The sequence below is a fragment of the Curtobacterium sp. MCBD17_026 genome, assembly GCF_003234895.2.
Taxonomy (GTDB): domain Bacteria; phylum Actinomycetota; class Actinomycetes; order Actinomycetales; family Microbacteriaceae; genus Curtobacterium; species Curtobacterium flaccumfaciens.
In genome coordinates this window covers 854008-879538 of sequence record NZ_CP126281.1, presented here as the reverse complement: position 1 = coordinate 879538, position 25531 = coordinate 854008, and the positions used below count along the sequence as shown (strand labels likewise).

Sequence of the window (25531 nt, the reverse complement as noted above, 5' to 3'; positions counted from 1 at the left end):
GACGGAGGACGGGCCTCCGCGGGTGTTGCGCGTGCTGGTGCCTACGCGTCCTGACGCTTCAGGCGGGCGTAGGAGCGCTGGCGGGCCTGCGCGTCGAGCTCGACCTTGCGGATGCGGACGGCGTCGGGGGTGACCTCGACGCACTCGTCCTCGCGCGCGAACTCCAGGCACTCCTCGAGGGAGAGCTGGCGCGACGGCGTCATCGACTCGAAGGAGTCGGCGTTCGCCGAGCGCATGTTCGTGAGCTTCTTCTCCTTCGTGATGTTGACGTCCATGTCGTCGGCGCGCGAGTTCTCGCCGATGACCATGCCCTCGTAGACCTCTTCGGTCGGGTTGACGAAGAACGTCATCCGCTCCTGGAGGTTCGTGATGGCGAACGGCGTGACGACACCCGAACGGTCGGACACGATCGAGCCGTTGATGCGGGTCTGGATCGAGCCGGCCCACTCGTCGTAGCCGTGCGAGATCGCGTTGGCGATGCCGGTACCGCGGGTCTCGGTCAGGAACGACGTGCGGAAGCCGATCAGGCCACGCGACGGGACGATGAACTCCATGCGCACCCAGCCGGTGCCGTGGTTCGTCATGTTCTCCATGCGGCCCTTGCGAGCGGCCATGAGCTGCGTGATCGCGCCGAGGTACTCCTCCGGCGTGTCGATCGTCATGTGCTCGTACGGCTCCAGCAGCTTGCCGTTGTCGTCACGCTTCGTGACCACCTGGGGCTTGCCGACGGTGAGCTCGAAGCCCTCACGACGCATCTGCTCGACGAGGATGGCCAGTGCGAGCTCGCCGCGACCCTGGACCTCCCACGCGTCCGGACGACCGATGTCGAGGACCTTGAGCGAGACGTTGCCGATGAGCTCGCGGTCGAGGCGCTCCTTGACCATGCGGGCGGTCAGCTTGTGGCCCTTGACCTTGCCGACGAGCGGGCTGGTGTTCGTGCCGATCGTCATCGAGATCGCCGGGTCGTCGACCGTGATGGTCGGCAGCGGACGGACGTCCTCGGGGTCGGACAGGGTCTCACCGATGGTGATCGTGTCGAAACCGGCGACCGCGACGATGTCACCGGGGCCGGCCGACTCGGCCGGGTAGCGCTCGAGCGCCTTGGTGATGAGGAGCTCGGTGATGCGGGCGTTGACGACGGTGCCGTCGTGCTTGACCCACGCGACCGTCTGACCCTTCTTCATCGTGCCGTGGAAGATGCGCAGCAGCGCGAGGCGACCGAGGAACGGCGACGCGTCGAGGTTGGTGACGTGGGCCTGCAGCGGGTGCTGGTCGTCGTACTTCGGCGCCGGCACGTGCTGCAGGATGGCCTCGAACAGGGGCTCGAGGTCGTCGTTGTCGGGCAGCTCGCCGTCGTTCGGCTTGTTGCGCGACGCGGCACCGTTGCGGCCCGAGGCGTAGACCACGGGGACGTCGAGGATCGCGTCGAGGTCGAGGTCGTCGACCTCGTCCGACAGGTCCGAGGCCAGGCCGAGGAGCAGGTCCTGCGACTCGGAGACGACCTCGTCGATGCGGGAGTCGGGGCGGTCCGTCTTGTTGACGAGCAGGATCACCGGGAGCTTCGCTGCGAGGGCCTTGCGGAGCACGAAGCGGGTCTGGGGCAGCGGGCCCTCGGACGCGTCGACGAGCAGGACGACACCGTCGACCATGGACAGGCCGCGCTCGACCTCGCCACCGAAGTCGGCGTGGCCGGGGGTGTCGATCACGTTGATGGTGATGGGACCGCCCGCGCCGAACTCACTGGCGTGCTTGCCGTTGTAGAGCACCGACGTGTTCTTCGCGAGGATCGTGATGCCCTTCTCGCGCTCGAGGTCGTTCGAGTCCATCATCCGGTCTTCGCCCTCGAAGTGAGCGTCGAACGAGTTGGTCTGCGTGAGCATCGCGTCGACGAGGGTGGTCTTGCCGTGGTCGACGTGTGCCACGATGGCGACGTTGCGCAGGTCGGACCGGGTGGCGAGCGCCATACAGGACATCCTTCAATTTCTGGGAGAGTGTCGGGCCAGTGTTTTCACAGCACCGCACCCGTGGGCAGAACGCCCGACACGCCAGTCTACCGGTAGTTCGCAAGCGACAGGAGTACAGCGCATGAGCCGTCGGCGAACGTGGGTCGAGATCACCATCGTCCTGCTGCTCTCGCTCGGTGCCAGCGCCCTCTACTCGATCCTGCAGATCATCGACGACCTGTCGCAGACGACCCCGCTCGGCGAGCAGTCGACGGCCCTGAACACCTCGTCGACGACGGTGCAGTACGTCGACCTCGCCCGGCAGCTCCTCGGCATCGCGGTGGACCTGGCCCCGGTCGCGCTCGTCTGCTACCTGCTGTGGAGCACGTCGCGGCCGCACCTCGGCCGGCTCGGGATCGACCGGTTCCGGGCGAAGCCGGACCTGGGTGGCCCGGCGCTCATCGCCCTGTGCATCGGGATCCCGGGGCTGGCGCTGTACTTCACGGGGCGGGCGCTCGGCATCACGGTCGCGGTCGACCCCGCCGCGCTCAACTCCTACTGGTGGACGGTCCCGGTCCTGCTGCTGTCCGCGATCCGCTCGGGCCTGCAGGAAGAGGTGATCGTGATCGGGTACCTCTACGCCCGACTCGGCGACCTCGGCTGGGGCCGCTGGCAGATGATCCTGTCGACCGCCCTGCTGCGCGGCAGCTACCACCTTTACCAGGGGTTCGGGGCGTTCATCGGCAACGCGGTGATGGGCATCGTGTTCGGCTGGATCTACACGAGGTGGGGCCGGCTCCTGCCACTCGTCATCACGCACGCCCTGCTCGACGCGGTGGTCTTCGTCGGGTACCCCTGGGTGGCGCACGCGTTCCCGCAGATGTTCTCGTAGACCACGGCAGCGGCGCGTCGACGCGCCACTGGCCGTTCAGCGCGTCACGGAGCGCATCCACAGCCCCCGCACAGCGCGCCGAGGGGCAACCCCCGCCGGGCCGCCCTACCGTTGGACCCATGAGCATCCCCGCGATCGGCGAGTCCGCCCCGTCGTTCACCCTGCCGGGGATGGTCGTGCGCGGCGGCGTCCGCACCGACGACGAGTACGACCTGTCCGCCGAGATCGGCCGGACCGTGGTGCTGGCCTTCTACCCGGGCGACGCGACGGCGGTCTGCACGGCCCAGCTCTGCAGCTACCAGGCCGAACTCGACGAGTTCACCGACCTCGGCGCGACCGTGTGGGGCATCAGCCCGCAGGCACTCGACTCGCACGAGGGGTTCGCCCGCGGGTCCTCGCTCGCGTTCCCGCTGCTCAGCGACACCGCGGGTTCGGCGATCCGCGCCTACGGGGTGCAGGCACCGGGCATCGGCCTGCGCCGATCGGTCTTCGTGATCGGCCCCGACGGCGTGGTCCGGTGGCGGCACATCGGCCTGGTCGGCCTGCGGTTCCCGAAGGCCGAGACCATCCGCGAACAGATCGAACTGCTCGTTTCGTGACCCTCGGCGTGGGAGTCCGCTGAGTGCGCCGAGACAGGGTATTGACACCCAAACTGGGGGCGACGACCATGGACGGCACGAGGGTCCGTCCAGGATCTGCCTCCCCGGGGAATCGGGTCGTCCGGAGATACGCGCCGGTGTGTCACACCCGCTCCCCGGGCGTCTCCGGGGAGGCATCTCGTACCCTCGTCCGGTGCCCACCACCATCGTCGCCCCCGGCCTGCGCGCCCTCGCCGTCGTCCTCTGGGTCGTGGCCGTCGTGCTCGTCCCGCTGGCCCTGCTCGGCGGCGGCGCCCCCTTGCTCGTGCCGATCCCGAGCATCGCCGTCGCGTTCGTCGCGTGGGCGGCGCTGTGGCGTCCCCGGATCGAGCTGACGCCCGAGCACCTGCGCATCGTGGACGTCCGGCGGACCAGCACCTACACCTGGTCACGCATCGGCGAGGTGCGCACGAAGTACGGCATCGAGGTGGTCACCAGCGAGGGCGTCCGTCGCGTCTGGATCGCGACCCGCCCGACGGCGCGTCTCGCCGCGCACAGCGGCGACCAGCCGGGAGGCCCGGATCGCCTGGACGTCGACGCTGCGGCCGCGCGGATGCTGGCCCACGTGCCCGCCCCGGCCGAGCAGGACGGCCCGCCCCCGTCGATCGTGACGGCTGCGCCGATCACGCACCGCACCCACGGCTGGACGATCCTGGCGATGGTCGTGCTCGGGGTCGCGGCGTCGCTGGCAGCGGCACGGTTCTAGCGGTCGCGCAGCTCTGGTCGCCGTGCCGGTCGGACGGTAGGCCGACGCAGGACGACACCCCCGACGTCGTGCGACGTCGGGGGTGTCGTTCGTGAACGGTGTCGTTCGTGCGCGCTGTCGTTCGTGCGCGCGGTGCCGACTACTTCGTGTAGCCGACGTCCTGCCACTTGACCGAGGACTGCTGGAACTGCGCCGGACCGTAGTTCACCAGGTCCTTGCGCACGCCCCAGGCGTACGGCTCGGCGAACAGCGGGATGGTGCCGGCGACCGCGACGATCTTCTTGTCTATGGCCTGCGCGTCCTTGATGCGGGCATCCGGGTCGAGCTCGCCGTTCGCCTTGTCCCAGGCGGCACCGAGCGAGTCGTCCGTCACGCCGGTGTAGTTCTGGCCGGCGTCGGCGGGGTAGTAGATCGACTTCAGCGACGAGATCGGGAACGGCGTGCCCTGCCACGCGAAGTACGTGGCGTCGAAGTCACGGGTCGTCGTGGTGATGTACTTCGTGAAGAAGTCGTCGGTGGGCACGGTGTCGATGGTCACCTTGAAGCCGGCGAGCTTGGTCTGCTGCTGCACGAGCTGCGCGACGTTCGCCGAGTTCGGGTTGTCCGACGGGATCACGAAGCGGACGTCGAGCTCCTTGCCGCCCTTGGTCGCGTAGCCGTCCGAGCCGATCTTCCAACCGGCGTCCTCGAGCTTCGACTTCGCCTTGTCGGTGCTGTAGCCGTAGACGCTCGACACGTCGTCCTGGTAGCCCTGCTGACCGGGCAGGTACGTCAGGTTGTTGAGCACGTCACCCGGGCTCTTCACCGGGGACAGGATCGCCTGGGCGAGCACCTTGCGGTTGATCGCCTGCGCGAACGCCTGGCGCACGTCCTGGTCCTTGAAGACGTCCGACGTGCCGTTCAGCGTGATCTGCCGCTGCGTGGTGCCGAGCGACCGCTCGATCTTCGAGTCGGAGCGCGAGTTCGCCGTCTTGAGGTTGTCGGCGCTGCCGTTCAGGTTGAAGGCGTCGAGCTCCTTGTTGCCGTACGCCTGGGCGACACCGTCACGGGAGACCGTCTTGAAGACGATCGTGTCGAGCTTGCCCTCGTCGCCCCACCACTTCGGGTTCTTCTCGAAGGTCACGACGCCACCGTTGGCGTCGAAGGACTTCAGGATGTACGGGCCACCGGAGACGTAGGTCGTGCCGTCGGCGGCGTACGGTCCCTTTGCCCAGGCCTTGTTGAAGTGGTCCGGGGTGTCGACGGCCCAGTACGGGTAGATCGCTGTGAAGACCGACGCCCAGTCGGCGTTGGTCTTCGAGAACGTCATGATGACGTCACGCTCGTCGGAGCCCTGCTTGACCGAGTCCACGTCCTCCCACACGTTGGTGGCGAGGGGCGCGAAGGCCTCGTTCGTGCCGTTCAGCGCCTTCCAGTTCGCGATGACGTCCTTCGCGCTGATCGGGGTGCCGTCCGACCACACGGCCTTCGGGTTGATCTTGATCTCGACGGTCTGGGGCGAGTCCTTGGTCAGCTCGATGGAGTCGACGAAGTCCTTGTTCGCCTCCCACTCGCCGTTCTCCTTGAACTGGATGAAGCTCGGCAGGTAGGTCTGCGAGATGGTGGTGTCGTCGACCGTCCCCGAGTCCAGGTTGAGCAGCTGCCAGTTCGCCGGAGCGGTGTCGATCGGCAGGGTGATCGACCCGCCGTCCTTGACGTCAGCGCGGTCCGCGACGGTCCAGCCGGTCGACTTCAGCGACGACTCGGCGACCGCGGAGCTGCTGTTGCCAGCCTGTCCGCCGCCGGAGCAGCCCGCCAGCACGACGGCGGCAGCCGCAGCGGTGGCGAGGACGGCGATGCCCTTGATCCTCTTTCGCATGGCGAGGATTCCCTTTCCTTGTGGTTCGCGCAGATCGCGCTGGACCGCGTACGGCCCCCGCCGTCGCGTCTGTTGGTTGAGAACCCTAGCCACATCCGAAGGCGGCACAAGGGTCTGTGCGACGAATCGAAACACGCTCGTAACGAATGTTGCATAGCGTCACTTCCGTTGTCCCACCCGGTCGCCCGAACGGCTAGCCTGTCGCCACCGACAACGCCGTCCGGTCGGACGGCCGCACCCAGAGGTCATGAACCACATGCTCGCCTTCATCGCAAAGCGGATCGTCAACTACATCGTCCTGACGATCGTGGCGACCACGCTCGGGTACATCCTCGCCAGCACGACGCTCAACCCGGCCGCCCGGTTCCTGGGGCGCAACCCGGCCGTGCCGCAGGGCACCATCGAGGCGTCGCTCCGCAAGCTCGGTGCCGATCCGGGCACCCCGCTCCTCGTCCGCACCTGGGACTGGTGGGTCGGCCTGGTGACGCACGGCTCGCTCGGCATGAGCACCCGCGGCACCGAGGTGACGGCCGACATCATCGCCCGCTCCGGCACGAGCCTGCGGCTGCTCGTGATCGGCACACTGCTCGGCGCGATCCTCGGGGTACTGCTCGGCGTCTGGAACGCGGTCCGGCAGTACCGCACCTCCGACCAGGTGTCGACGTACCTGTCGTTCGCGGTGCTCGCCACCCCGACCTTCGTCATCGCGGTCGTGCTGATGATCCTCGCGACCTCGCTCAACCAGGGCGTCGGGACGCAGGTGATCCGGTTCACCGGCGAGTACACGCCGGGGGTGACCGGGTTCTTCCCGGTGCTCGGCGACCGGCTCGTGCACCTGTTGTTACCGACGATCTCGCTGACCATCGGCGCCGTCGCCACGTACTCGCGCTACCAGCGCTCAGCGATGCTCGACGTGCTGTCGAACGACTTCATCCGCACCGCACGGTCGAAGGGCCGCACCCGAGGGTCGGCGATCATGCGCCACGGTGTGCGGGTCGCCCTCATCCCGATGTCGACCTTCTTCGCGTACTCGTTCGGACTCATCCTGACCGGCGCGAGCATCACCGAGCTGGTCTTCAGTTGGCACGGCATGGGCGAGTACTTCGTCCAGAGCATCAGCAACAACGACATCAACGCGGCATCGGGCACGATCCTCTTCACGGCGATCCTCGTGCTCATCGCAGGGACCCTCGCGGACCTGCTGTACGCCGCGCTCGACCCGCGAGTGAGGGTGTGACCCGTGTCTGTTCTCGACCCCACGACCACGACCACCGCCGGTGACCCCGGCGACGGCGCCGCCGGTACGCCGGCGCACGTCATCGAGGTGAAGGGCGGCCGCACCCCGCTCTGGCGCAAGGTGTTCGGCACCTGGCGCGCGCGCATCGGCGGCAGCGCCCTGCTCCTCATCATCCTCTGGGCGTTCCTCGGCCCGTACCTGTACCACTGGAACGCCGTCGACTCCGACGGGCTGGCGTTCGGCATGCCGCCGAGCGCCGCGCACTGGTTCGGCACGAACGACATCGGCCAGGACATCTACGCGCAGACCCTGGTCGGCCTCCAGAAGTCGCTGCTCATCGGCCTGATCGCCGGTCCGGCAGCGACCCTGATCGCCGGCGTCGTCGGCGCGATCGCAGGGTACTTCGGCGGCGTCACCGACCGGCTGCTCGTGTGGGTCATCGACCTGCTGCTCGTGATCCCGTCGTTCTACGCGCTCGTGCTGCTCAGCCCGGTGTTCAAGAACCTGACGTGGGTGGCCCTCATCGTCGGCCTCGCGGTGTTCAGCTGGATGGTGATGGCCCGGGTGATCCGCGGTCAGACGATGTCGCTGCGCGAACGCGACTACGTCAAGGCCGCCCGGTTCATGGGCGTCCCGGCGTTCACGATCATCCGGCGGCACATCCTGCCGAACGTGGCGTCGCTGCTCATCATCGACGCCACGCTCGGCGTCGGCGCCGCGATCCTGGCGGAGAGCTCGCTGAGCTTCTTCGGCTTCGGCATCCAGATCCCCGACGTCTCGCTCGGCACCCTGCTCGCCGCCGGCAGCCAGTCCGCCGTCACCCGCCCGTGGCTCTTCGTCCTGCCCGCCGCGACGCTGGTCGCGACCGTGCTCTCGACCAGCCTGCTCGGCGACGCCCTGCGCGACGCCATCGACCCCACCTCCGGAGCCAACCGTGACTGAGCCGCTGCTCACCGTGTCCGACCTGTCGGTCACGTTCAACCCGAAGACCAAGCCCGTCTACGCGGTCCGGGGTGTCGACTACTCGGTGGCTCCCGGCGAGTTCCTCGGCATCGTCGGCGAATCGGGTTCCGGCAAGTCGGTGTCCTCGATGGCCGTGATGGGCCTGCTGCCGTCGTCCGCCCAGGTGCAGGGCAGCATCCGGTTCGACGGACAGGAGCTCGTCGGCAGGAACGACCGCGAGATGTCGGCGCTGCGCGGTCGTGACATCGCGATGGTGTTCCAGGACCCGCTGTCCGCCCTGACGCCGGTGTACACGATCGGCCAGCAGATCATCGAGGGCCTGCGCCTGCACGACCGCTCCCTCACCCAGCACGCCGCACGCACCCGCGCCGAGGAACTCCTGCGCATCGTCGGCATCCCGAACCCGGCTCGACGACTCGACGCGTTCCCGCACGAGTTCTCCGGCGGCATGCGACAGCGGGCGATGATCGCCATCGCCATCGCGAACGACCCGAAGCTGATCATCGCGGACGAACCCACCACCGCGCTCGACGTGACGATCCAGGCGCAGATCCTCGACGTGCTGCAGACCGCCAAGGACATGACCGGTGCGGCCGTCGTGCTCATCACGCACGACCTCGGCGTCGTCGCCGGCAACGCCGACCGCGTGGCCGTGATGTACGCCGGCCGGATCGTCGAGACGGCGCCGGTGCTCCCCTTGTTCCGCGAGCCGGTGATGCCGTACACGATCGGGCTGCTCCGCTCGATGCCGAACATGACGTCCGCCCGCACCGAGCGGCTCGTCCCGCTCGACGGCCGCCCGCCCCTGCTCACCCAGAAGCCGACGGGCTGCCCGTTCGCCGACCGCTGCCCCGCCGTCATCGACGCCTGCCGCGACGGCGAGCCCGCCCTCGTCGCTCCGTCGGTGCCGCAGAGCGCCGACAACCCGGTGCTGACCGGCGCCGTCACGACGATCGGCAACGGCACGCTGCTCGACGACCACACCGCCGCGTGCATCCGTCGCGACGAGATCGCCGCGGGCACCCTCGAGCGCTCGGAGATCTTCCCCCGCCCCGAGGACGTCCCCGAGGCGGCCGTCGACCACGGCGACGACGTCGTGCTCGAGCTGCAGGACGTCGTCAAGACGTTCCCGCTCACCAAGGGCGCGCTGTTCCGCCGGCAGATCGGCGAGGTGCACGCGGTCGACGGCATCTCCCTGACGCTCAAGCGCGGGCAGGTGCTCGGCCTGGTCGGCGAGTCCGGCTGCGGCAAGACGACCACCATCATGGAGATCCTCGAGCTCGCCGGTGCCCAGCACGGCACCATCCGGGTGAACGGCGTCGACACCGCCTCGCTGTCCAAGAAGGACCGCCTGGCACTGCGCCGCGACCTCCAGGTCGTGTTCCAGGACCCGATGGCGTCGATCGACCCCCGGCTCGACATCGGCTCGGTGATCGGTGAACCCCTCACCGTGCACGGCGTGGCGAAGGACGAGATCCGCCGGCGGGTGCGCGAGGTGCTCGAGCTGGTCGGGCTCGAGCCGAGCTACATCGACCGGTACCCGCACGAGTTCTCGGGCGGCCAGCGGCAGCGCATCGGCATCGCCCGTGCGCTCATCGTCGAGCCGAAGATCCTGGTGCTCGACGAGCCGGTCTCCGCGCTCGACGTCTCCGTGCAGGCCGGTGTGATCAACCTGCTCGAGGACCTCAAGCACCGCCTCGGGCTGTCGTACCTGTTCGTGGCGCACGACCTGTCCGTGGTCCGGCACATCGCCGACGACGTCGCGGTCATGTACCTCGGCCGCATCGTCGAGTACGGCGACGGCGACGCCGTGTTCTCGGACCCGCAGCACCCGTACACCCGGGCCCTGCTGTCCGCCGTGCCGGTGCCGGACCCGATGGCCGAGGCCGCCCGCGGGCGCATCCTGCTCGACGGCGACCTGCCCTCCCCCACGGAGCGCATCCCCGGTTGCCGGTTCCGCACGCGCTGCCCGCTCTACCAGCTCCTCGACGAGGGCCGGCAGGAGCAGTGCCGCACGATCGACCCGGGTCTCGAGCCCGTGCACGGCCGCGGTGTCGCCTGCATCCAGACCGACCAGGAGCACCTGCTCACCGAGCGGGTCGGCGCGGTCGTCTGACGACGCTGGTCACGCCGTGGACGTGACCAGCAGACGGACGGGAGGCCCGGAGCACGTCGTGCTCCGGGCCTCCCGTCCGTCCTGTGGTCGCGATCGCGAGCCGTATCAGGCTCCCAGCCACAGGCTGAGCAGCGAGGCGGCGAGCAGCGCCAGCGCGGCTGCGCCGACCGCCAGGGCCGGCACGTCCCAGCCACGCACGGCGTCGCCGGCACCGGCGCGCTCGCGGTGCTCGGACCAGCGGTCGAGCAGCACCGTCATCTCGTCGGGCTGTCGCAGGACGGCCCGCTCGCCGCGCCGGGCCGGTTTCGGCCGCGGCAGCGACGGCCCGCCCCAGCACTGCACCTTCCGGCCGGCGACCGTCTCGATCACGATCTGCCAGCGGAGCCGCACGTCGGCGACGGCGTGCCACGGCACCACGGTGCGGCGCAGCGGGTTGACCACGGTGACCGCGCGCTCGTCGATGACGATGCACGGGCGGTAGGTCAGGACCCAGAGCGCCCAGACGAGCACGGCGATCGGGCCGGCGGCGCGGAGGAACACGTCCCAGCTCCCCCGGAACGCCGCATCGCCGAGCAGGAACAGACCCAGGACGGCGACGAGGCCGGACGCCACCGCGCCCCCGCGACCAGCGCGGAGGACGACGGGGCGTCCGGCCTCGTTCGTGTCCAGGTGGATCAGCGTCCGAACTCGAACCCGGCGCCGGGGATGGCGGCCAGGAGGTCCTTCGTGTACTGCTCCTTCGGGGCGGCGAAGACCTCGTCGGTCGTCGCCTTCTCGACGATCTGCCCACGGCGCATGACGCAGACGTTGTCCGCGACGAGGCGGACGACCGCGAGGTCGTGCGTGATGAACAGGTACGTCAATCCGAGCTCGGTCTGCAGCTCGGTGAGCAGATCGAGGATCTGACCCTGCACGAGCACGTCGAGCGCGGAGACGGCCTCGTCGAGGACGATGACCTCCGGCTTGAGCGCCAGCGCGCGAGCGACGGCGATGCGCTGTCGCTGACCACCGGACAGTTCGTTCGGGTAGCGGTTCACCATCGACTTCGGCAGCGCGACCTGGTCGAGCAGCTCGAGCACCCGGGCGCGACGCGAGGCCTTGTCGCCCACCTTGTGCGTGGCGAGCGGCTCGGCGATCGTATTCCCGACGTTGTACATCGGGTCCAGGGAGCCGTACGGGTCCTGGAACACCGGCTGCACGCGGCGGCGGAAGTCGAAGAGGTCCTTGCCCTTCAGCGCGCCGATGTCGATGCCGTCGAACTGCACGGTGCCGCTCGTGATGCTCTCGAGCTGCAGGACGAGCTTCGCGACGGTCGACTTGCCCGAACCGGACTCGCCGACGAGCGCCGTGGTGGTGCCCTTCTGGATCGAGAACGACACGTCGTCGACGGCCTTGAGCTCGCGCGTGGCGCGGTTCTTGCCGCGCAGCTTGTAGACCTTCTCGAGGTTCTTCACCACGATGAGGTCCTCGGTCGGACGGTGCTCGCGCTCCTGGGCCCGGTGGATCAGCTCGGCGTCGTCGTTGCCGGCGTCGGCGATGTCGACCCGCTGGTGCTGCACCTTCGACTGGATGCGGCGGCTGGCCAGCGACGGGGCCGCCGCGACGAGACGCTGCGTGTACGGGTGCTGCGGGTTGGCCAGGATCTCCTTCGAGGGACCGGCCTCGACGACCTGGCCCTTGTACATCACGACGAGCTTCTCGGCACGCTCGGCGGCGAGTCCGAGGTCGTGCGTGATGAACAGCACCGAGGTGCCGAAGTCGCGCGTCAGGGTCTCGAGGTGATCGAGGATGACGCGCTGGACGGTGACGTCGAGCGCACTCGTCGGCTCGTCGGCGATGAGCAGCTGCGGGCGGCTCGACAGGCCGATGCCGATGAGCACGCGCTGCCGCATGCCGCCGGAGAACTCGTGCGGGTACTGCTTCAGACGGGTCGACGCGTCGCCGAGGCCGGCTTCCTGCAGGACCTCGACGGCACGGTCACGGACGGCCTTCTTGCCGGTCGCCATGCCGTTCGCACGGATCGCCTCTTCCACCTGGAAGCCGATCGACCACAGCGGGTTGAGGTTCGACATCGGGTCCTGGGGGACGTAGCCGATCTCCTTCCCGCGGATCTCCGACATCTCCTTGTCGCTCAGACCGACGAGCTCACGCCCGTTGAACTTGATCGAGCCCCCGGTGACCTGACCGGTACCGGGGAGCAGCTTGATGATCGCCTGGGCGCTCGTCGACTTGCCGGAACCGGACTCGCCGACGATGGCCAGGCGCTCGCCCTGCTCGAGGGTGAGGTCGACGCCGCGGACGGCCTGCACGAGGCCACTCTGGGTCTTGAAACCGACCTGCAGGTCGCGGATCTCGAGCAGCGGGGCACCGGAACCGCCGGTGCGGCTGCTGTTCGGCTGGGTCAGTGTCTCGCTCATCGGCGGGCCCTCGCCTTCGGGTCGAGCGCATCGCGCACCACGTCACCGAGGAGCAGGAACGCGAGCACGGTGATGGACAGGGCGGCGGACGGCCAGAAGATCGTCGCCGGGTTGGTCCGGATCGAGGTCTGGGCCGTACCGATGTCGAGGCCCCAGCTGAGCGCCGACGGCGGCAGACCGATACCGAGGAACGACAGCGTGGCCTCGGCGACGATGAACGTGCCGAGGGACACCGTCGCGACGACGATGACCGGAGCCAGCGAGTTCGGGATGACGTGGCGGACCAGTGTCTTGAAGCGGCTGACGCCGAGGGCAGCGGAAGCCATGACGTAGTCCGACTGCTTGGCGCTGAGCACGGCACCACGCATGATGCGGGCGATCTGCGGCCAGGCGAAGGCAGCGAGGACGAGCGCGACGGTGATGGCGTTCCGGGCGGGGATCACCGACATGATCACGATCGCGCCGAGGATGGTCGGGATCGAGAAGAAGATGTCCGCGATCCGGGACACGATCGTGTCGAGCCAGCCGCCGTAGAAGCCGGCCAGCGAACCGATGATGATGCCGACGAGCGACACCAGGACCGTCGCGACGATGCCGACGATGACCGAGTTCTGTGCGCCCCAGATCACGCGGGCGTAGACGTCGTAGCCCTGGCGGGTGTAGCCGAGCGGGTGCCCGGGGCGCGCGCCCTCGTCACTGAAGTCGAGGTTCGACGCCCGCGGGTCGACGTGCGTGAAGAGCCCGGGGAAGATCGCGACGACGACGATGAGCAGGATCAGGACCGAGGAGATCCAGAACGTCGGTCGGGTCCGCATGGACTCCCACGCGTCCGTCCACAGCGATCGGGTCTTCTCGTCCTCGTTGACCTGGTCGACCGCCTGCAGGGGGGTCTCCTCGATCGGGGCGACGTAGTGCGTCGCCGAACGGGGTGCGGCGTTACTTGGCATAGCGGATCCTCGGGTCCAGGACGGCGTAGAGCAGGTCGACCAGGAGGTTGGCGAGCATGAAGATGATGACCATCACGGCGACGAAGGACACGACCGTGGGGCCCTCGCCGAGCTTGACGGCGCGGAACACCGTGCCGCCGACGCCGTTGATGTTGAAGATGCCCTCGGTGACGACCGCGCCGACCATCAGGTTGCCGATGTCGACACCCAGGTAGGTCACCACGGGGATGAGCGAGTTGCGGAAGATGTGCACGCCGACGACACGACGACGCGGCAGGCCCTTCGCGGTGGCGGTCCGCACGAAGTCGGCGCTGGTGTTCTCGGCGACGCTCGCTCGGGTCAGACGAACGATGTAGGCGAACGAGACCGAGGCGAGCACGATCGCCGGCAGCACGAGCTCCGACCACGGTGCGTCACCGGACACCGTGACCCGGAACAGGCCGAGCTTGATGCCGAACACGTACTGCAGGACGAACCCGACGACGAAGGTCGGCACCGAGATGAGCAGCAGCGACACGACGAGTGCGGTGGCGTCGAACAGCTTGCCCTTGCGCAGACCGGCGATGACACCGACGACGATGCCGGCGACGGCCTCGAAGACGAGCGCCAGGATGGCCAGTCGAGCCGTGATCGGGAAGGCCTGGGCGAGCTGCGAGCTGACCGGCTGGCCCGAGTACGTCAGGCCGAGGTCACCGCGGAACACGCCACCGATCCAGAGCAGGTACTGGATGATGAACGGCTTGTCGAGGTTGTACTGCTGTCGCAGCGTCTCGATGACCTGCGGCGACGGCTGGCGGTCGCCGAACAGCGCGGCGATCGGGTCGCCGGGCAGCGAGAAGACCATGAAGTAGATGAGGAACGTGGCCCCGAAGAACACGGGGATGAGTTGCAGGAGGCGCTTGCCGAGGTACCAGAGCATCAGATCACTGCCCGGTCCGGAGCGATGTCGATCAGGTTCATTGTGGTGAGGGGTGGACGGTCCGAGGGTCGGCACGGATGTCCGGTGCGGGCGAGCGCCCGCGGTGTGGGGAAGGTCTTACCGCCGCGGTACGGGGGTTCGGGGACCGTGTGGTCCCCGAACCCCCGTCCGGTGGTCGCGAGGCAGGATACCTGCTCGCGTGGTGGTCTCTACGAGACCAGCGTTACTTCTGGACCTCGATGTCGTAGTACAGCGGCACCGAGTTCCAGCCGAACTTCACGTTCGACACGTTGTCCGCGTTCCAGACACCGGTCACGTTGGAGTACCAGAGCGGGATCTCGGGCAGGTCCTCGAACAGGAGTTCCTGTGCCTGGTCGAAGATCTTGTTGCCCTCTTCGACGGTCGCAGCCGAACGGCCCTCGGCGAGGAGGTCGTTGTACTCCTTGGAGTCGTACCGCGAGTAGTTGTTCGACGAGCCCTCACCCATGGTCGGGCCGAGGAAGTTGTACAGCGACGGGTAGTCGGCCTGCCAACCGGTGCGGCTGCCGCCCGTGAGCTTGTCGTTCGTCTGGAGGTCCAGGGCTTCCTGGAACGTCGGGATCGCGTTGCCCTCGGCCTTGATGCCGAGCGTGTTCGAGATCGAGTTCGTGACCGCGGTCACCCAGGCCTCGTGGCCACCATCGGCGTTGTACGTGATGGTGAGGGTGTCGTCGTACTTCGAGATCTTGTCGGCCTCGGCCCAGAGCTTCTTGGCCTCGGACTTGTTGAACTTGAGGACGTCAGCGCCCTTGAGGTCGTCGCTCCAGCCGTCGATCACCGGGGAGGTGAAGTCCTTGGCCGGGGTGCGGGTGCCGTCGAAGATCTTGTCGGTGATCTGCTTGCGGTTGATCGCCATCGACACGGCCTCGCGGCGGAGCTTGCCCTCTTCACCCTTCCAGTGGTCGAGGTAGTAGGGCAGGTAGATCGCCTGGAAGATCGCAGCGGCCTGGTTGACGTTCGAGTCCGGGAAGTCGGACTTGTAGGTCGCGAAGGCTGCGTCCGGCACTGCGTCGAGGACGTCGAGGTTGCCGCCCTGGGCGTCGGAGTACGCGGTGTCCTGCGAGGTGTAGAACGTGATCGTCAGACCACCGTTCTTCGGCTTGCGCTTGCCCTCGTAGTCCTTGTTGGTGACGAGCTTGATGGACTGGTTGTGGGTCCAGGCGCTCTTGCCGTCGAGCTTGTACGGACCGTTGCCGATCGGGTTCTCGCCGAACGCCTTGGTGTCGTCGTAGAACGCCGAGGGCAGCGGCACGAACGCCGAGTAACCGAGCGACAGCGGGAAGTCCGACTGCGCCGACTTCAGCGTGACGGTGAACTCGTCGTCGTCGACGACCTTGAGACCGGTCAGCTTCGAGTCCTTCTCGGCGTCGTAGCCCTCGATGTTCTCGAAGAAGTAGCTCGCGCCCTGGGCGTTCGACTTCTGCGCAGCCCAGTCCCAAGCCTTGGTGAACGACTCGGCCGTGACCTTCTCGCCGTTGGTGAAGGTGTAGTTCGTGTTGAGCGTGATGTCGAAGGTCTTCGAGTCATCGGTCTTGATGCTCTTCGCGACCTCGTTGACCGGCTTGCCGTCGGCGTCGTACGAGACGAGGCCTTCGAAGAGCGAGTCGATGATCTTGCCGCCACCGGTCTCGGTGGTGTTCGACGGGATCAGCGGGTTCTGCGGCTCGCTGCCGTTCGTGGTGACGATCCCGGACGCGTTCGCCGAACCCGAGTCACCGCCGTTCGACGAGCTGTTGCTGGAGCAGGCGGTCAGGGCGAGTGCTGTGGCCCCGAGCACGGCGAGGGCTGAGAGCCCGGCGCGCTTCTTGATCAAGGTTCCTCCTGGTGCATGGGACGCGCAAGGGCACAGCGGTGTCACCCGGGCGCGTTTGACCTTTGCACTGTAGGCAAGGTGAACAGCGGCGTCCAAACCCTGGGGCGAACGGTTACACGCCGGTAACCAACTTGCACGATCGTTGCGAGAAGATGCAAGATTTGCGCGCCTGTCGATGGAGGGTGCGTTTTTGTTGCATCTGCATGAAATCCGTTGCACTCCGCCACACTTCTGTGCAAGTCGGGGACGGGCGAGCATCGCTCAGGGGTATGGCTGAGGGAGTGCGTCGAGCGGTCGGGACCTGCCGTGGGTGGCGCGCCGAGTGGTCACGATCTGTCGGTGGGAGCGGGCCCGGACGACGGTTCGCGACCACTCGGCGGAACTGAGCGGGGTGTCGTGACCGTCCGACGCTGCGCCGGACGCTCGGACGCTCGGACGCCCGGACGCCCGGACGCCCGGAGGCCCGGACGCGAACGTGCCCCGCCCGGAGAACCGGACGGGGCACGAAGCGTTCGGCGACCGAGCGCGGGGCGACGACGGGGTGTCGGCGCCGGTCGGATCAGGCGAACGCCTCGATCGGCGGGCAGGCGCACACCAGGTTGCGGTCCCCGTACGCCTGGTCGATGCGACGCACCGGCGGCCAGTACTTCCGGCCGCTGATGCCCGGCAGCGGGTAGACGGCCTGCTCCCGGGTGTAGGCGTGCGCCCACTCCCCCGAGATCACCGACGAGGCGGTGTGCGGCGCGTGCACGAGCGGGTTGTCGTCCGCCGGCCACTCCCCGCGCTCCACCGCTGCGGCCTCGGCCCGGATCGCGAGCATGGCGTCGACGAAGCGGTCGAGCTCGGCGAGGTCCTCGCTCTCGGTCGGCTCGACCATGAGCGTGCCCGCCACCGGGAAGGACATCGTCGGCGCGTGGAACCCGTAGTCGACCAGGCGCTTCGCGACGTCGTCGACCGTGATGCCGGTGGTGTCACGCAGCGGACGGAGATCGAGGATGCACTCGTGCGCGACCAGTCCGTCGTCGCCCGTGTACAGCACCGGGAACGCGTCGCGCAGACGAGCCGCGATGTAGTTCGCCCCGAGGACCGCGGCCTCGGTCGCACGCGTGAGGCCCTCGAGCCCCATCATCCGGACGTACGTCCACGTGATGGGCAGGATGCTCGGGCTGCCGTACGGTGCCGCACTGACCGGGCCGCCGGCGTGCGCAAGGCGGCCGTCCGCCTCGGCGGTGATCGCGCCGGAGCGCCGGTCGGCCTGCTGCGCGAACGGGTGGCCGGGCAGGAACGGTGCCAGGTGCGCCTTCGCAGCGACGGGTCCCACGCCGGGACCGCCACCCCCGTGCGGGATGCAGAAGGTCTTGTGCAGGTTGAGGTGCGACACGTCGCCGCCGAAGTCACCGAAGCGGGCGTGGCCGAGCAGCGCGTTGAGGTTCGCGCCGTCGACGTAGACCTGGCCGCCGGCGTCGTGCACGGCGTCGCAGATCTCGCGGATGTCGTGCTCGTAGACGCCGTGGGTGGACGGGTACGTGATCATCAGGGCCGCGAGGGTGTCGGCGTGGGTGGCGACGCGGGCGCGGAGGTCCTCGAGGTCGACGTTGCCGTTCTCGTCGCAGGCCACGACGACGACCTTCATGCCGGCGAGCACCGCGGACGCCGCGTTCGTGCCGTGGGCGCTCGACGGGATCAGGCAGACCGTGCGCTCGCTGTCGCCGTTGGCCTGGTGGTACCCGCGGATGGCCAGCAGGCCGGCGAGTTCGCCCTGGCTGCCGGCGTTCGGCTGCAGGGACACGGTGTCGTACCCGGTGACCTCGGCAAGCCACGACTCGAGGTCGCCGATCATGTCGAGGTACCCCTCGACGTCCTCGCGCGGTGCGAACGGGTGGATGTTCGCGAACTCCGGCCAGGTCACCGCCGCCATCTCGGTCGCCGCGTTGAGCTTCATCGTGCAGCTGCCGAGCGGGATCATGCCGCGGTCGAGCGCGTAGTCCTTGTCGGACAGGTGCTTGAGGTACCGCATCATGCGGGTCTCGCTGCGGTGTGCGCTGAAGACGGGGTGCGTCAGGTAGTCGCTCTCGCGCTGCAGGGCGGCCGGGAGGCCCGTGGCCGCGTCGCGCACGGCGGTCTCGGTCGCGGGGACGGTCACGTCCACCGCCCCGAGCACGCCCGCCAGCGCCACGACGTCGTCGGGCGTGGTCGTCTCGTCGACGGACAGCTGGAACGTGTCGGCGTCCACGACGTGCAGCAGGTAGCCGGCGTCCTGCGCTGCCGCGACGATCGGCTCGGCGCGACCGACGGCCCGCAGGGTGAGCGTGTCGAAGAAGGCGTCGTGCACGACCTCGACCCCGGCGTCACGCGCCACGGCGGCGAGCGCTCCGGTGGTCCGCGCGACCCGGCCGGCGATGAACCGCAGGCCCTCGGGCCCGTGGTAGACGGCGTACATCGAGGCCATCACGGCGAGCAGGACCTGCGCGGTGCAGATGTTGCTCGTCGCCTTCTCGCGGCGGATGTGCTGCTCGCGGGTCTGCAGGCTGAGGCGGTAGGCCATCGCTCCGTCGGCGTCGAAGGACACCCCGACCAGGCGACCGGGGAGCTGGCGCTCGAGGCCGGCGCGCACCGCGAGGTAGCCGGCGTGCGGGCCACCGAAGCCGAGCGGGACGCCGAAGCGCTGGCTCGTCCCGACGGCCACGTCGGCACCCAGGTCGCCGGGGCTGGCGAGCAGGGTCATCGCGAGCAGGTCGGCTGCGACGACGGCGATGCCGCCACCGGCGTGGACCCGCTCGATGACGGACGACGGGTCGACGATCCGGCCCGAGGCACCCGGGTACTGCAGGACGACGCCGAACGCGCCGTCGAGCTGGTCGTCGCTCGGGCCGTCGGCGGCGTCGAACGCGCGCAGCGTGATGCCCACGGCGTCGGCACGGTGGTCGAGCAGCGCACGGGTCTGCGGCAGCAGGTCGGCATCGACGAGGAACGCGTCGCCCTTGACCTTGGACGCGCGGCGGGCGAGGAGCATGCCCTCGACCACCGCGGTGCCCTCGTCGAGCATGGAGGCGCCGGCGGTGGCCATGCCGGTCAGGTCGGACACCATCGTCTGGAAGTTGATGAGTGCTTCGAGGCGGCCCTGCGAGATCTCCGGCTGGTAGGGCGTGTACGCCGTGTACCAGCTCGGGTTCTCGAGCACGTTCCGCTGGATCACCGCGGGCGTGTGGGTGCCGTGGTAGCCGAGGCCGATCATGGCGCGGTGGACGGTGTTGCGGCCGGCCTTCGCGCGGAGCTCGGCGAGCGCCTCGGTCTCGCCGACGGCGGCCGGGATCACCGAGTCGGCGACGGGGCCGACGTGGATGGATTCCGGGATCGCCGCACGGACCAGCGCGTCGAGCGACGGCTGCCCGACGACGTCGAGCATGGCCTGCTGGTCGGCCGGGGTGGTGCCGATGTGGCGGTCGGCGAAGGACGTCTGGAGGTTCTCGAACGCGGTCATGCGATGGAGGCCCGGTACGCGTCGTGGTCCATCAGGTCCTCGGGGAACGAGGTGCCGTCGACCTTGATCTTCACGAGCCAGCCGGCACCGAACGGGTCCTGGTTGACGGTGTCGGGGGTGTCGACGACGGCGTCGTTGACCTCGACGACCTCGCCCTCGATCGGGGCGAAGAGCTCGCCGACGCTCTTGGTCGACTCGATCTCGCCGATCTGCTCACCGGCGGTGGTGGCGGTGCCGACGGCGGGGAGCTCGACGTAGACGACGTCGCCGAGCTGCTCGGCGGCGTGGTCGGTGATGCCGACGGTGACGGTGTCGCCCTCGACGAGCAGCCACTCGTGGTCGGCCGTGTACTGGAGTGCGGTCTGGTCGGTCATGGGGTCAGCCTTTCGAGGCGCGGCGGTAGAAGGGGAACGCGGAGACCGTGCTGGGGACGGCAGTCCCGCGGACATCGATGTGGAGGACCTGTGCCCCGTCGGACACGGCGGCGAGCGCGGCCGGGTCGACGAAGGCCATCGCGACCGGGTGTCCGAGCGTCGGTGAGAGCGCGCCCGAGGTCACGGTGCCGACGACCGTGCCGTCGAGCACGACGTCGTAGCCGGCTCGGGGAGCACGGCGGCCCTCGGTCACCAGGCCGACGAGCACGCGAGCGTCCGCGGACGGGGTGACGCCGGCCGCACCGACGAAGTCGCCGTCCTTCGCGACGACACGGCCGAGGCCTGCCTGGGCCGGACGGACGTCGGTGCCGAGCTCGTGCCCGTACAGGGGCATGCCGGCCTCGAGCCGCAGGGTGTCGCGTGCGGCGAGCCCTGCGGGGACGACCCCGCGGTCGGCACCGGCCTCGAGCAGGGCGTCCCAGAGCACCGGGGCGGTGTCCGGGTCGGTGTAGACCTCGAAGCCGTCCTCGCCGGTGTACCCGGTGCGCGCGACGAGCACGTCGGCACCGTCGAACAGCGCGTGCAGCACCCGGTAGTAGCCGAGTTCGTCGAGCGGGGTCTCGGGCTGCAGGCGGTCGGCGACCACGAGGGCGTCGAGCGTGCCGGCCGCCGCCGGTCCCTGCACGGCGACGAGGGCCGTGGTGTCGGAGTCGTCGGAGACCTCGATGTCGAACCCGTCGGCCCGCGCGGTGAGCGCACTGACGGCGACATCGCGGTTGGAGGCGTTCGCGACGACGAGGAAGACGTCGTCGTCGGTCCGGTACACGACGAGGTCGTCGAGGATCCCGCCGTCCTCGGCGAGCAGCAGCGAGTACTTGGCGCGGCCGATCGGCATCGTGCCGAAGGACCCGGCGAGCGCGTGGTCGAGGAAGGCGACGGCCTCGGTGCCGGTCACCCCGATCTCGGCCATGTGCGACAGGTCGAAGACCCCGGCGGCCTGGCGCACGGCGTGGTGCTCGGCGAGGTCCGACGAGTAGCGCACGGGCATGCGGTACCCGGCGAAGTCGGTGAAGGTCGCTCCGGCGGCTTCGTGCACGGCTTCGAGCGGCGACGAACGCGGACCCGGCGTGGGCAGTGGGGACGGACTCATGGCGGAGTTCTCCTGGCATCGGCAGGACCCGGCGACGATCGCCGGGTGGAACTCCCCCTCTGTCATGGGCCTGAGAGTTTCACCGCGGCCCGTGAGGTCCGGCGGCTTTCACCGTGGGCGAGACGACCGAGCGTCTGCTTTTCAGAGTGGCCTGTCCGCTGCGGTGTGGGACCTGAGAGATTGACGGGGGGATTGCTCCTTCGGTGCCGTGCGTGCGCCCGGGGGCACGACGTACCCGGAGGTACGTGCACGGCGTCTCCCGCGACGGATGAGCGGCCGGTGTGTTCAGTTGTCCGCCCAGAGCATACCGAGACCGCGTTACGAGCGTGTGTCGTGGCCCGGCCTTCGACATCTCGTAGAATTCGGGGATGGCCGGACAACGATCGCGCCCCCGCGGGCAGCTGGAGCAGGCGGTGCTCGACGCACTCCGCTCCGCCGACTCCGGGCTCACCGCACGCCAGGTGCTCGACGCGTTCGCGGAGCCCCGCCCCGCGCTGACGACCGTCCTCACCGTGCTCGACCGGCTCGGCCGGAAGGGCCAGGTGGAACGGGAACAGCACGACGACGCTCCCCTGACGTTCCGCGCGGTGCACAGTCGCGACGAGCAGACCGCGTCCCTGATGTCGAGCGCGCTGGCCGCGTCGTCCGACCGCGAGGCCGCGCTGCTGCAGTTCACCGGCTCGCTCGCCTCGGACGACCTCGAGGCCCTGCGCCGCGCCCTCGACGCCCGCGCCCGCTCCTGACCGGCTGCGCACCGTGGTCGTCGCCGGCATCACGCTCATCGTCCTCGCACTCGCGGTGGTGGTGTTCGCGCCCCGGGTCCTGACCCGTTCCGCCTGGACGATCGACCTGCCCCGCACCGCGCTGGTCTGCTGGTCGGTCGCTGTCCTGCTCGGCGTCGTCGGCTTCGTGGCCGGCATCACCCTCGTGGTGCTCGCGGACCGTCCGGTCACGGAGCTGTTCGGCGGGGACGGCTCCCCCACGCACGGCTTCAACGTCGGCGTCGCGATGCTCGCGGTCGTCGCGTTCGTCGTCGCGGTCCGGGTGCGCCCCGGCCCGGAACACGAGGCCGTCCGGCAGGCGATGCGTTCCGGCGTGGCCCCGCACCGCGAGATCGACGGCACCCCCGTCGCCGTCGTCGAGGCCGACCACGCACTGGCGTGCGCCGTGCCGGGTCGGAGCGGTGGCGTCCTCGTCAGCACCGGCTTGGCAGACCGGTTGCGCACCGACGAACTGGAGGCCGTGGTCGCCCACGAACGCGCTCACCTGACCCAGCACCACGCGGCTGCGGTCGCGGTCGCGGAATCGATCGAACGTGCGGTGCCGTGGGTGCCCGGTGCGCGCGCCATGGCGCGGTCGACGCGTGTGCTCGTGGAGTTCGCCGCGGACGACGCGGCGGCCCGTCGCGTCGGACGCGACGCCCTGCGCCGGGCGGTGCTGGTGGCGGACGGGAGCAGCGCGCTCGGGGTGATCCGCGCCTCCAGGCTGTCGTAGCGCCCTGTCGGAGGCGAGGAATAGGGTGTCAGCACCGTGAAGCCACTGACCGAAGCCGACATCCGATCGTCGTTCGTGAACGCCACCCCCGACGAGCTCGCACAGCTGCCCATCCCCGGCCTGCACGAGACACTCTGGGACGAACGCGAGTTCCTGGGCTGGCGCGATCCACAGGCCGCCCGCCGCGGCTACATCGTGTCCTGGATCGACGAGCGCCCCGTGGGCATCGTCGTCCGGTCCGCCGGTGGCTCGCTGCGCCCCGGCATCGCCGCGATGTGCTCGTTCTGCCACTCGCCGCAGCCCGCGACCCAGGTCCGGCTGTTCTCCGCCGCATGTGCCGGTGAGTCCGGGCGCAACGGCAACACGATCGGCACGTACATCTGCGAAGACCTCGGGTGCCCGATGCTGATCCGCACCGCGCCCCCGCACCTGAACCCGCCGGCGACGATCGCGATGCGTGGCGCCTCCCTGCTGCAGCGCGTGCAGAACTTCACCGCGGACATCACCAAGACGGCGTGAGCCGGTTCGGCACCGCCCGCTGGGCCGTGGTCGAGGAGCTCGGCGACGGCCGGTGGCGGCTGACGCTGCGGGACGAGGCCGACGACGAACTCGGCGCGTTCGGCCTGGGCGTCGAGGGGCCGTGGGACCCCGACGTCGAGCCGCACGTCGGGTTCGTGCTCGTCCAGCTCGGCCTGACGCTGCGCGGGGCTCGGCCGTGGCGCATCGACGAGCTCGGTGACCACCGGGCGCCCGTCCTGTCGCTCGGCTGAGCGAGGATGCGCGACCGGCGTCCGCTCGCGCGCCCGGTCCGCTCGGTCAGTCCGCGGCGACGAAGTTGCGCAGGATCTCGCGGTCGTCGTCGGCGCGCATCGCCCAGGCGAGCTCGCTGCGGTGGTCGCTGCCCTCGAGCGGCAGGAGCGCCACCGTGTCGGGTGCGGCGAGCGCGGCACTCTCCGGCACCACCGTGACACCGAGGCCCACCCCGACCAGGTGCAGCACGGTCGCCCAGGTCGTGGCCTCCTGCACGACGACGGGCCGGCGGCCGCCGGCGGTGACCGGTGCCAGGTTGCGCTCGGTCGCCAGGGCCCCCGCGACCGCCGGGAAGAACACGAACGGCTCGTCGACCAGCTCGGTGCCGCGGATGCGATCCCGATCCGCCAACCGGTGGCCGCGCGGGACAGCGGCGACGAAGGCCTCGGACCGGAACGGCAGCAGTCGCACGGCGGGGTCAGGGTCGGCATCGCGGACGACGGCGAGGTCGAGCTCGCCGCGGACGATCCGGGCGAGCAGGGTCGACGAGTACCCCTCGGTCAGTTCCACCCGGACCAGCGGGTAGCGTTCCCGGAACGCCTGCACGCGTTCGATCGGACCGAGGGGCAGCGCGGAGACGACGAACCCGACGTCGAGCCGACCGACCTCGCCCCGACCGACCCGCACCGTCTCGTCGAGGTCCCGTCGCACCTGCCCGAGCAACGACCGCGCACGCCCCTGCAGCACCCGGCCGGCGGCGGTCAGGGCCACGCTGCGGCTGGTCCGGATGAACAGGTCGACCTCGAGCGCGCGTTCGGTCCGCCGGATCTGCTGGGACAGTGCGGGCTGGGCGATCCGCAGCTGCTCGGCAGCTCGGCCGAAGTGCAGCTCGTCGGCGACGGCCAGGAACGCCCGCAGCTGCCGGAGGTCGACGTCCGGTTCTCGATCCATGCACCCAGCGTATCAATCAGCGCGAACGAGTATTGGACGTGACTGCATCGTCGATCGAGGATGGTTGCATGCCCGAAGCGACCTCCACCGTCACCATCGCCGACCTCGCCACTCCCGCGGACGCCGAAGCGTTCCGCACGCTCAACGAGGCCTGGATCACCCGGTACTTCACCCTCGAGGACGAGGACCGCGTGTTCCTCTCCGATCCCGTCGGCCGGGTCGTGGAGCGGGGCGGGGCCGTCCTGGTCGCCCGGCTCGACGACCAGGTCATCGGGTGCATCGGGGTCGTGCCCACCACCCCCGGCGTGTTCGAGCTCGTGAAGATGGCCGTCTCCCCAGACCACCAGGGGCACGGCACCGGGCGGAAGCTCATCACCGCGGCACTCGACCGGGCACGCGAACTCGGCGCACGCCGCATCGACCTGGAGAGCAACGCACAGCTCACCAGCGCCGTGCACCTGTACGAGGCGTTCGGCTTCCGGCACCTGCGCGAGGACGAGATCGCCCCGAGCCCGTACGTGCGGGCCGACGTGCACATGACCCTCGACCTGCACTGACGTTCGGCCTGCACTGACGTTCGGCCTGCGCTGATGGTCGGCCTGCACTGACGGCGGCCCGGTCCCGGTACGCTCGCGGCATGGCGACGTACGAGGTGCAGGCGGTCCGCGAGGCCGGCGCGTGGCAGGTCTTCATCGACGGCTTCATGGTGACCGAGGTGTCCCGGTGGCCGTCCGTCGGGTTCGTGGCCCGCGAGCTGCTCGCGATGGACCGCGACGACGACCTGCGCATCCGCGTCGTCGGCCGCAACCAGTACGTGGCCTGACCGCAGCGGGAGCCCGATCG

Annotated in this window: 23 protein-coding genes and 2 riboswitches; of the genes, 12 read left to right on the top strand and 11 right to left on the bottom strand. The window is 69.5% G+C overall.

What is annotated here, in order from left to right; all coding sequences use genetic code 11:
• Nucleotides 1–41: 41 nt before the first annotated feature.
• A complete protein-coding gene (typA, locus tag DEI85_RS04215; protein WP_110860555.1) occupies nucleotides 42–1964 on the bottom strand; it encodes a translational GTPase TypA in 1923 nt (640 codons plus the stop codon).
• 121 nt (nucleotides 1965–2085) lie between these two features.
• Here typA and DEI85_RS04210 point away from each other — a divergent pair, with 121 nt between their 5' ends.
• The 3 genes from DEI85_RS04210 (at nucleotide 2086) to DEI85_RS04200 (ending at nucleotide 4179) form a co-directional block, all read left to right on the top strand.
• Entirely contained in the window at nucleotides 2086–2835 is a 750-nt protein-coding gene (locus DEI85_RS04210; RefSeq protein ID WP_110860558.1) for a CPBP family intramembrane glutamic endopeptidase, read from the top strand.
• Between the two features lie 119 nt (nucleotides 2836–2954).
• The gene (locus DEI85_RS04205; protein WP_110860560.1) at nucleotides 2955–3434 is read left to right on the top strand and encodes a peroxiredoxin; all 480 of its coding nucleotides are present in this window, start codon (nucleotides 2955–2957) and stop codon (nucleotides 3432–3434) included.
• 193 nt (nucleotides 3435–3627) lie between these two features.
• Entirely contained in the window at nucleotides 3628–4179 is a 552-nt protein-coding gene (locus DEI85_RS04200; protein WP_181436340.1) for a PH domain-containing protein, read from the top strand.
• 139 nt (nucleotides 4180–4318) lie between these two features.
• Here the strand turns inward: DEI85_RS04200 and DEI85_RS04195 are convergent, their stop codons facing one another.
• Nucleotides 4319–6037, bottom strand: coding sequence for an ABC transporter family substrate-binding protein (locus tag DEI85_RS04195; RefSeq protein ID WP_111123371.1), 1719 nt, complete (start codon nucleotides 6035–6037; stop codon nucleotides 4319–4321).
• 247 nt (nucleotides 6038–6284) lie between these two features.
• On the opposite strand from DEI85_RS04195, the gene DEI85_RS04190 reads away from it, so the two are divergent.
• From DEI85_RS04190 to DEI85_RS04180, 3 genes are read left to right on the top strand one after another with little or no spacing between them, the layout of a single operon-like run.
• On the top strand, nucleotides 6285–7274 hold the full coding sequence (locus tag DEI85_RS04190; protein WP_309147149.1) for an ABC transporter permease: 990 nt from the start codon (nucleotides 6285–6287) through the stop codon (nucleotides 7272–7274).
• A gap of 3 nt (nucleotides 7275–7277) precedes the next feature.
• Complete coding sequence (locus tag DEI85_RS04185) at nucleotides 7278–8216, top strand: ABC transporter permease (protein ID WP_111123372.1); 939 nt, start codon at nucleotides 7278–7280, stop codon at nucleotides 8214–8216.
• On the top strand, nucleotides 8209–10353 hold the full coding sequence (locus DEI85_RS04180; RefSeq protein WP_111123373.1) for an ABC transporter ATP-binding protein: 2145 nt from the start codon (nucleotides 8209–8211) through the stop codon (nucleotides 10351–10353). The genes DEI85_RS04185 and DEI85_RS04180 overlap by 8 nt, the downstream gene beginning before the upstream one ends.
• Nucleotides 10354–10458: 105 nt before the next feature.
• Here the strand turns inward: DEI85_RS04180 and DEI85_RS04175 are convergent, their stop codons facing one another.
• The 8 genes from DEI85_RS04175 to gcvT all read right to left on the bottom strand — a co-directional run bounded on the left by DEI85_RS04175 (nucleotide 10459) and on the right by gcvT (nucleotide 21493).
• The gene (locus DEI85_RS04175; RefSeq protein ID WP_110860573.1) at nucleotides 10459–10965 is read right to left on the bottom strand and encodes a PH domain-containing protein; all 507 of its coding nucleotides are present in this window, start codon (nucleotides 10963–10965) and stop codon (nucleotides 10459–10461) included.
• 62 nt (nucleotides 10966–11027) lie between these two features.
• On the bottom strand, nucleotides 11028–12770 hold the full coding sequence (locus DEI85_RS04170; RefSeq protein WP_110860575.1) for a dipeptide ABC transporter ATP-binding protein: 1743 nt from the start codon (nucleotides 12768–12770) through the stop codon (nucleotides 11028–11030).
• On the bottom strand, nucleotides 12767–13717 hold the full coding sequence (locus DEI85_RS04165; protein WP_110860577.1) for an ABC transporter permease: 951 nt from the start codon (nucleotides 13715–13717) through the stop codon (nucleotides 12767–12769). Before DEI85_RS04165 ends, DEI85_RS04170 begins: the two co-directional genes overlap by 4 nt.
• Entirely contained in the window at nucleotides 13707–14636 is a 930-nt protein-coding gene (locus DEI85_RS04160) for an ABC transporter permease (RefSeq protein WP_110860579.1), read from the bottom strand. The genes DEI85_RS04165 and DEI85_RS04160 overlap by 11 nt, the downstream gene beginning before the upstream one ends.
• A gap of 223 nt (nucleotides 14637–14859) precedes the next feature.
• Nucleotides 14860–16488, bottom strand: coding sequence for a peptide ABC transporter substrate-binding protein (locus DEI85_RS04155; RefSeq protein ID WP_111090654.1), 1629 nt, complete (start codon nucleotides 16486–16488; stop codon nucleotides 14860–14862).
• Between the two features lie 559 nt (nucleotides 16489–17047).
• The gene (gene gcvP / locus DEI85_RS04150) at nucleotides 17048–19969 is read right to left on the bottom strand and encodes an aminomethyl-transferring glycine dehydrogenase (protein ID WP_111123375.1); all 2922 of its coding nucleotides are present in this window, start codon (nucleotides 19967–19969) and stop codon (nucleotides 17048–17050) included.
• The gene (gene gcvH / locus DEI85_RS04145; protein ID WP_110860585.1) at nucleotides 19966–20343 is read right to left on the bottom strand and encodes a glycine cleavage system protein GcvH; all 378 of its coding nucleotides are present in this window, start codon (nucleotides 20341–20343) and stop codon (nucleotides 19966–19968) included. Before gcvH ends, gcvP begins: the two co-directional genes overlap by 4 nt.
• Nucleotides 20344–20347: 4 nt before the next feature.
• Nucleotides 20348–21493 (bottom strand): glycine cleavage system aminomethyltransferase GcvT, encoded by a 1146-nt coding sequence (gene gcvT, locus DEI85_RS04140; RefSeq protein ID WP_111123376.1) that lies wholly within the window; start codon nucleotides 21491–21493, stop codon nucleotides 20348–20350.
• A gap of 49 nt (nucleotides 21494–21542) precedes the next feature.
• Nucleotides 21543–21644, bottom strand: a riboswitch (glycine riboswitch).
• A riboswitch (glycine riboswitch) is annotated at nucleotides 21645–21765 on the bottom strand. It lies immediately after the preceding riboswitch.
• Between the two features lie 96 nt (nucleotides 21766–21861).
• Between gcvT and DEI85_RS04135 the strand changes: the two genes are divergently transcribed.
• The 4 genes from DEI85_RS04135 to DEI85_RS04120 are packed head-to-tail and all read left to right on the top strand — an operon-like array spanning nucleotide 21862 to nucleotide 23757.
• The gene (locus DEI85_RS04135; RefSeq protein WP_111123377.1) at nucleotides 21862–22236 is read left to right on the top strand and encodes a BlaI/MecI/CopY family transcriptional regulator; all 375 of its coding nucleotides are present in this window, start codon (nucleotides 21862–21864) and stop codon (nucleotides 22234–22236) included.
• A 13-nt stretch (nucleotides 22237–22249) separates the two neighbouring features.
• Complete coding sequence (locus tag DEI85_RS04130; RefSeq protein WP_111123378.1) at nucleotides 22250–22987, top strand: M56 family metallopeptidase; 738 nt, start codon at nucleotides 22250–22252, stop codon at nucleotides 22985–22987.
• Between the two features lie 36 nt (nucleotides 22988–23023).
• Entirely contained in the window at nucleotides 23024–23506 is a 483-nt protein-coding gene (locus tag DEI85_RS04125; protein ID WP_111123379.1) for an FBP domain-containing protein, read from the top strand.
• Nucleotides 23503–23757 (top strand): hypothetical protein, encoded by a 255-nt coding sequence (locus DEI85_RS04120; RefSeq protein ID WP_017887084.1) that lies wholly within the window; start codon nucleotides 23503–23505, stop codon nucleotides 23755–23757. Before DEI85_RS04125 ends, DEI85_RS04120 begins: the two co-directional genes overlap by 4 nt.
• 46 nt (nucleotides 23758–23803) lie before the next feature.
• Here the strand turns inward: DEI85_RS04120 and DEI85_RS04115 are convergent, their stop codons facing one another.
• Nucleotides 23804–24688 (bottom strand): LysR substrate-binding domain-containing protein, encoded by an 885-nt coding sequence (locus tag DEI85_RS04115; RefSeq protein ID WP_111123380.1) that lies wholly within the window; start codon nucleotides 24686–24688, stop codon nucleotides 23804–23806.
• A 68-nt stretch (nucleotides 24689–24756) separates the two neighbouring features.
• On the opposite strand from DEI85_RS04115, the gene DEI85_RS04110 reads away from it, so the two are divergent.
• A complete protein-coding gene (locus DEI85_RS04110) occupies nucleotides 24757–25245 on the top strand; it encodes a GNAT family N-acetyltransferase (protein ID WP_110860595.1) in 489 nt (162 codons plus the stop codon).
• 80 nt (nucleotides 25246–25325) lie between these two features.
• Nucleotides 25326–25511, top strand: coding sequence for a hypothetical protein (locus tag DEI85_RS04105; protein ID WP_017887087.1), 186 nt, complete (start codon nucleotides 25326–25328; stop codon nucleotides 25509–25511).
• The last annotated feature ends 20 nt before the right edge of the window (nucleotides 25512–25531 follow it).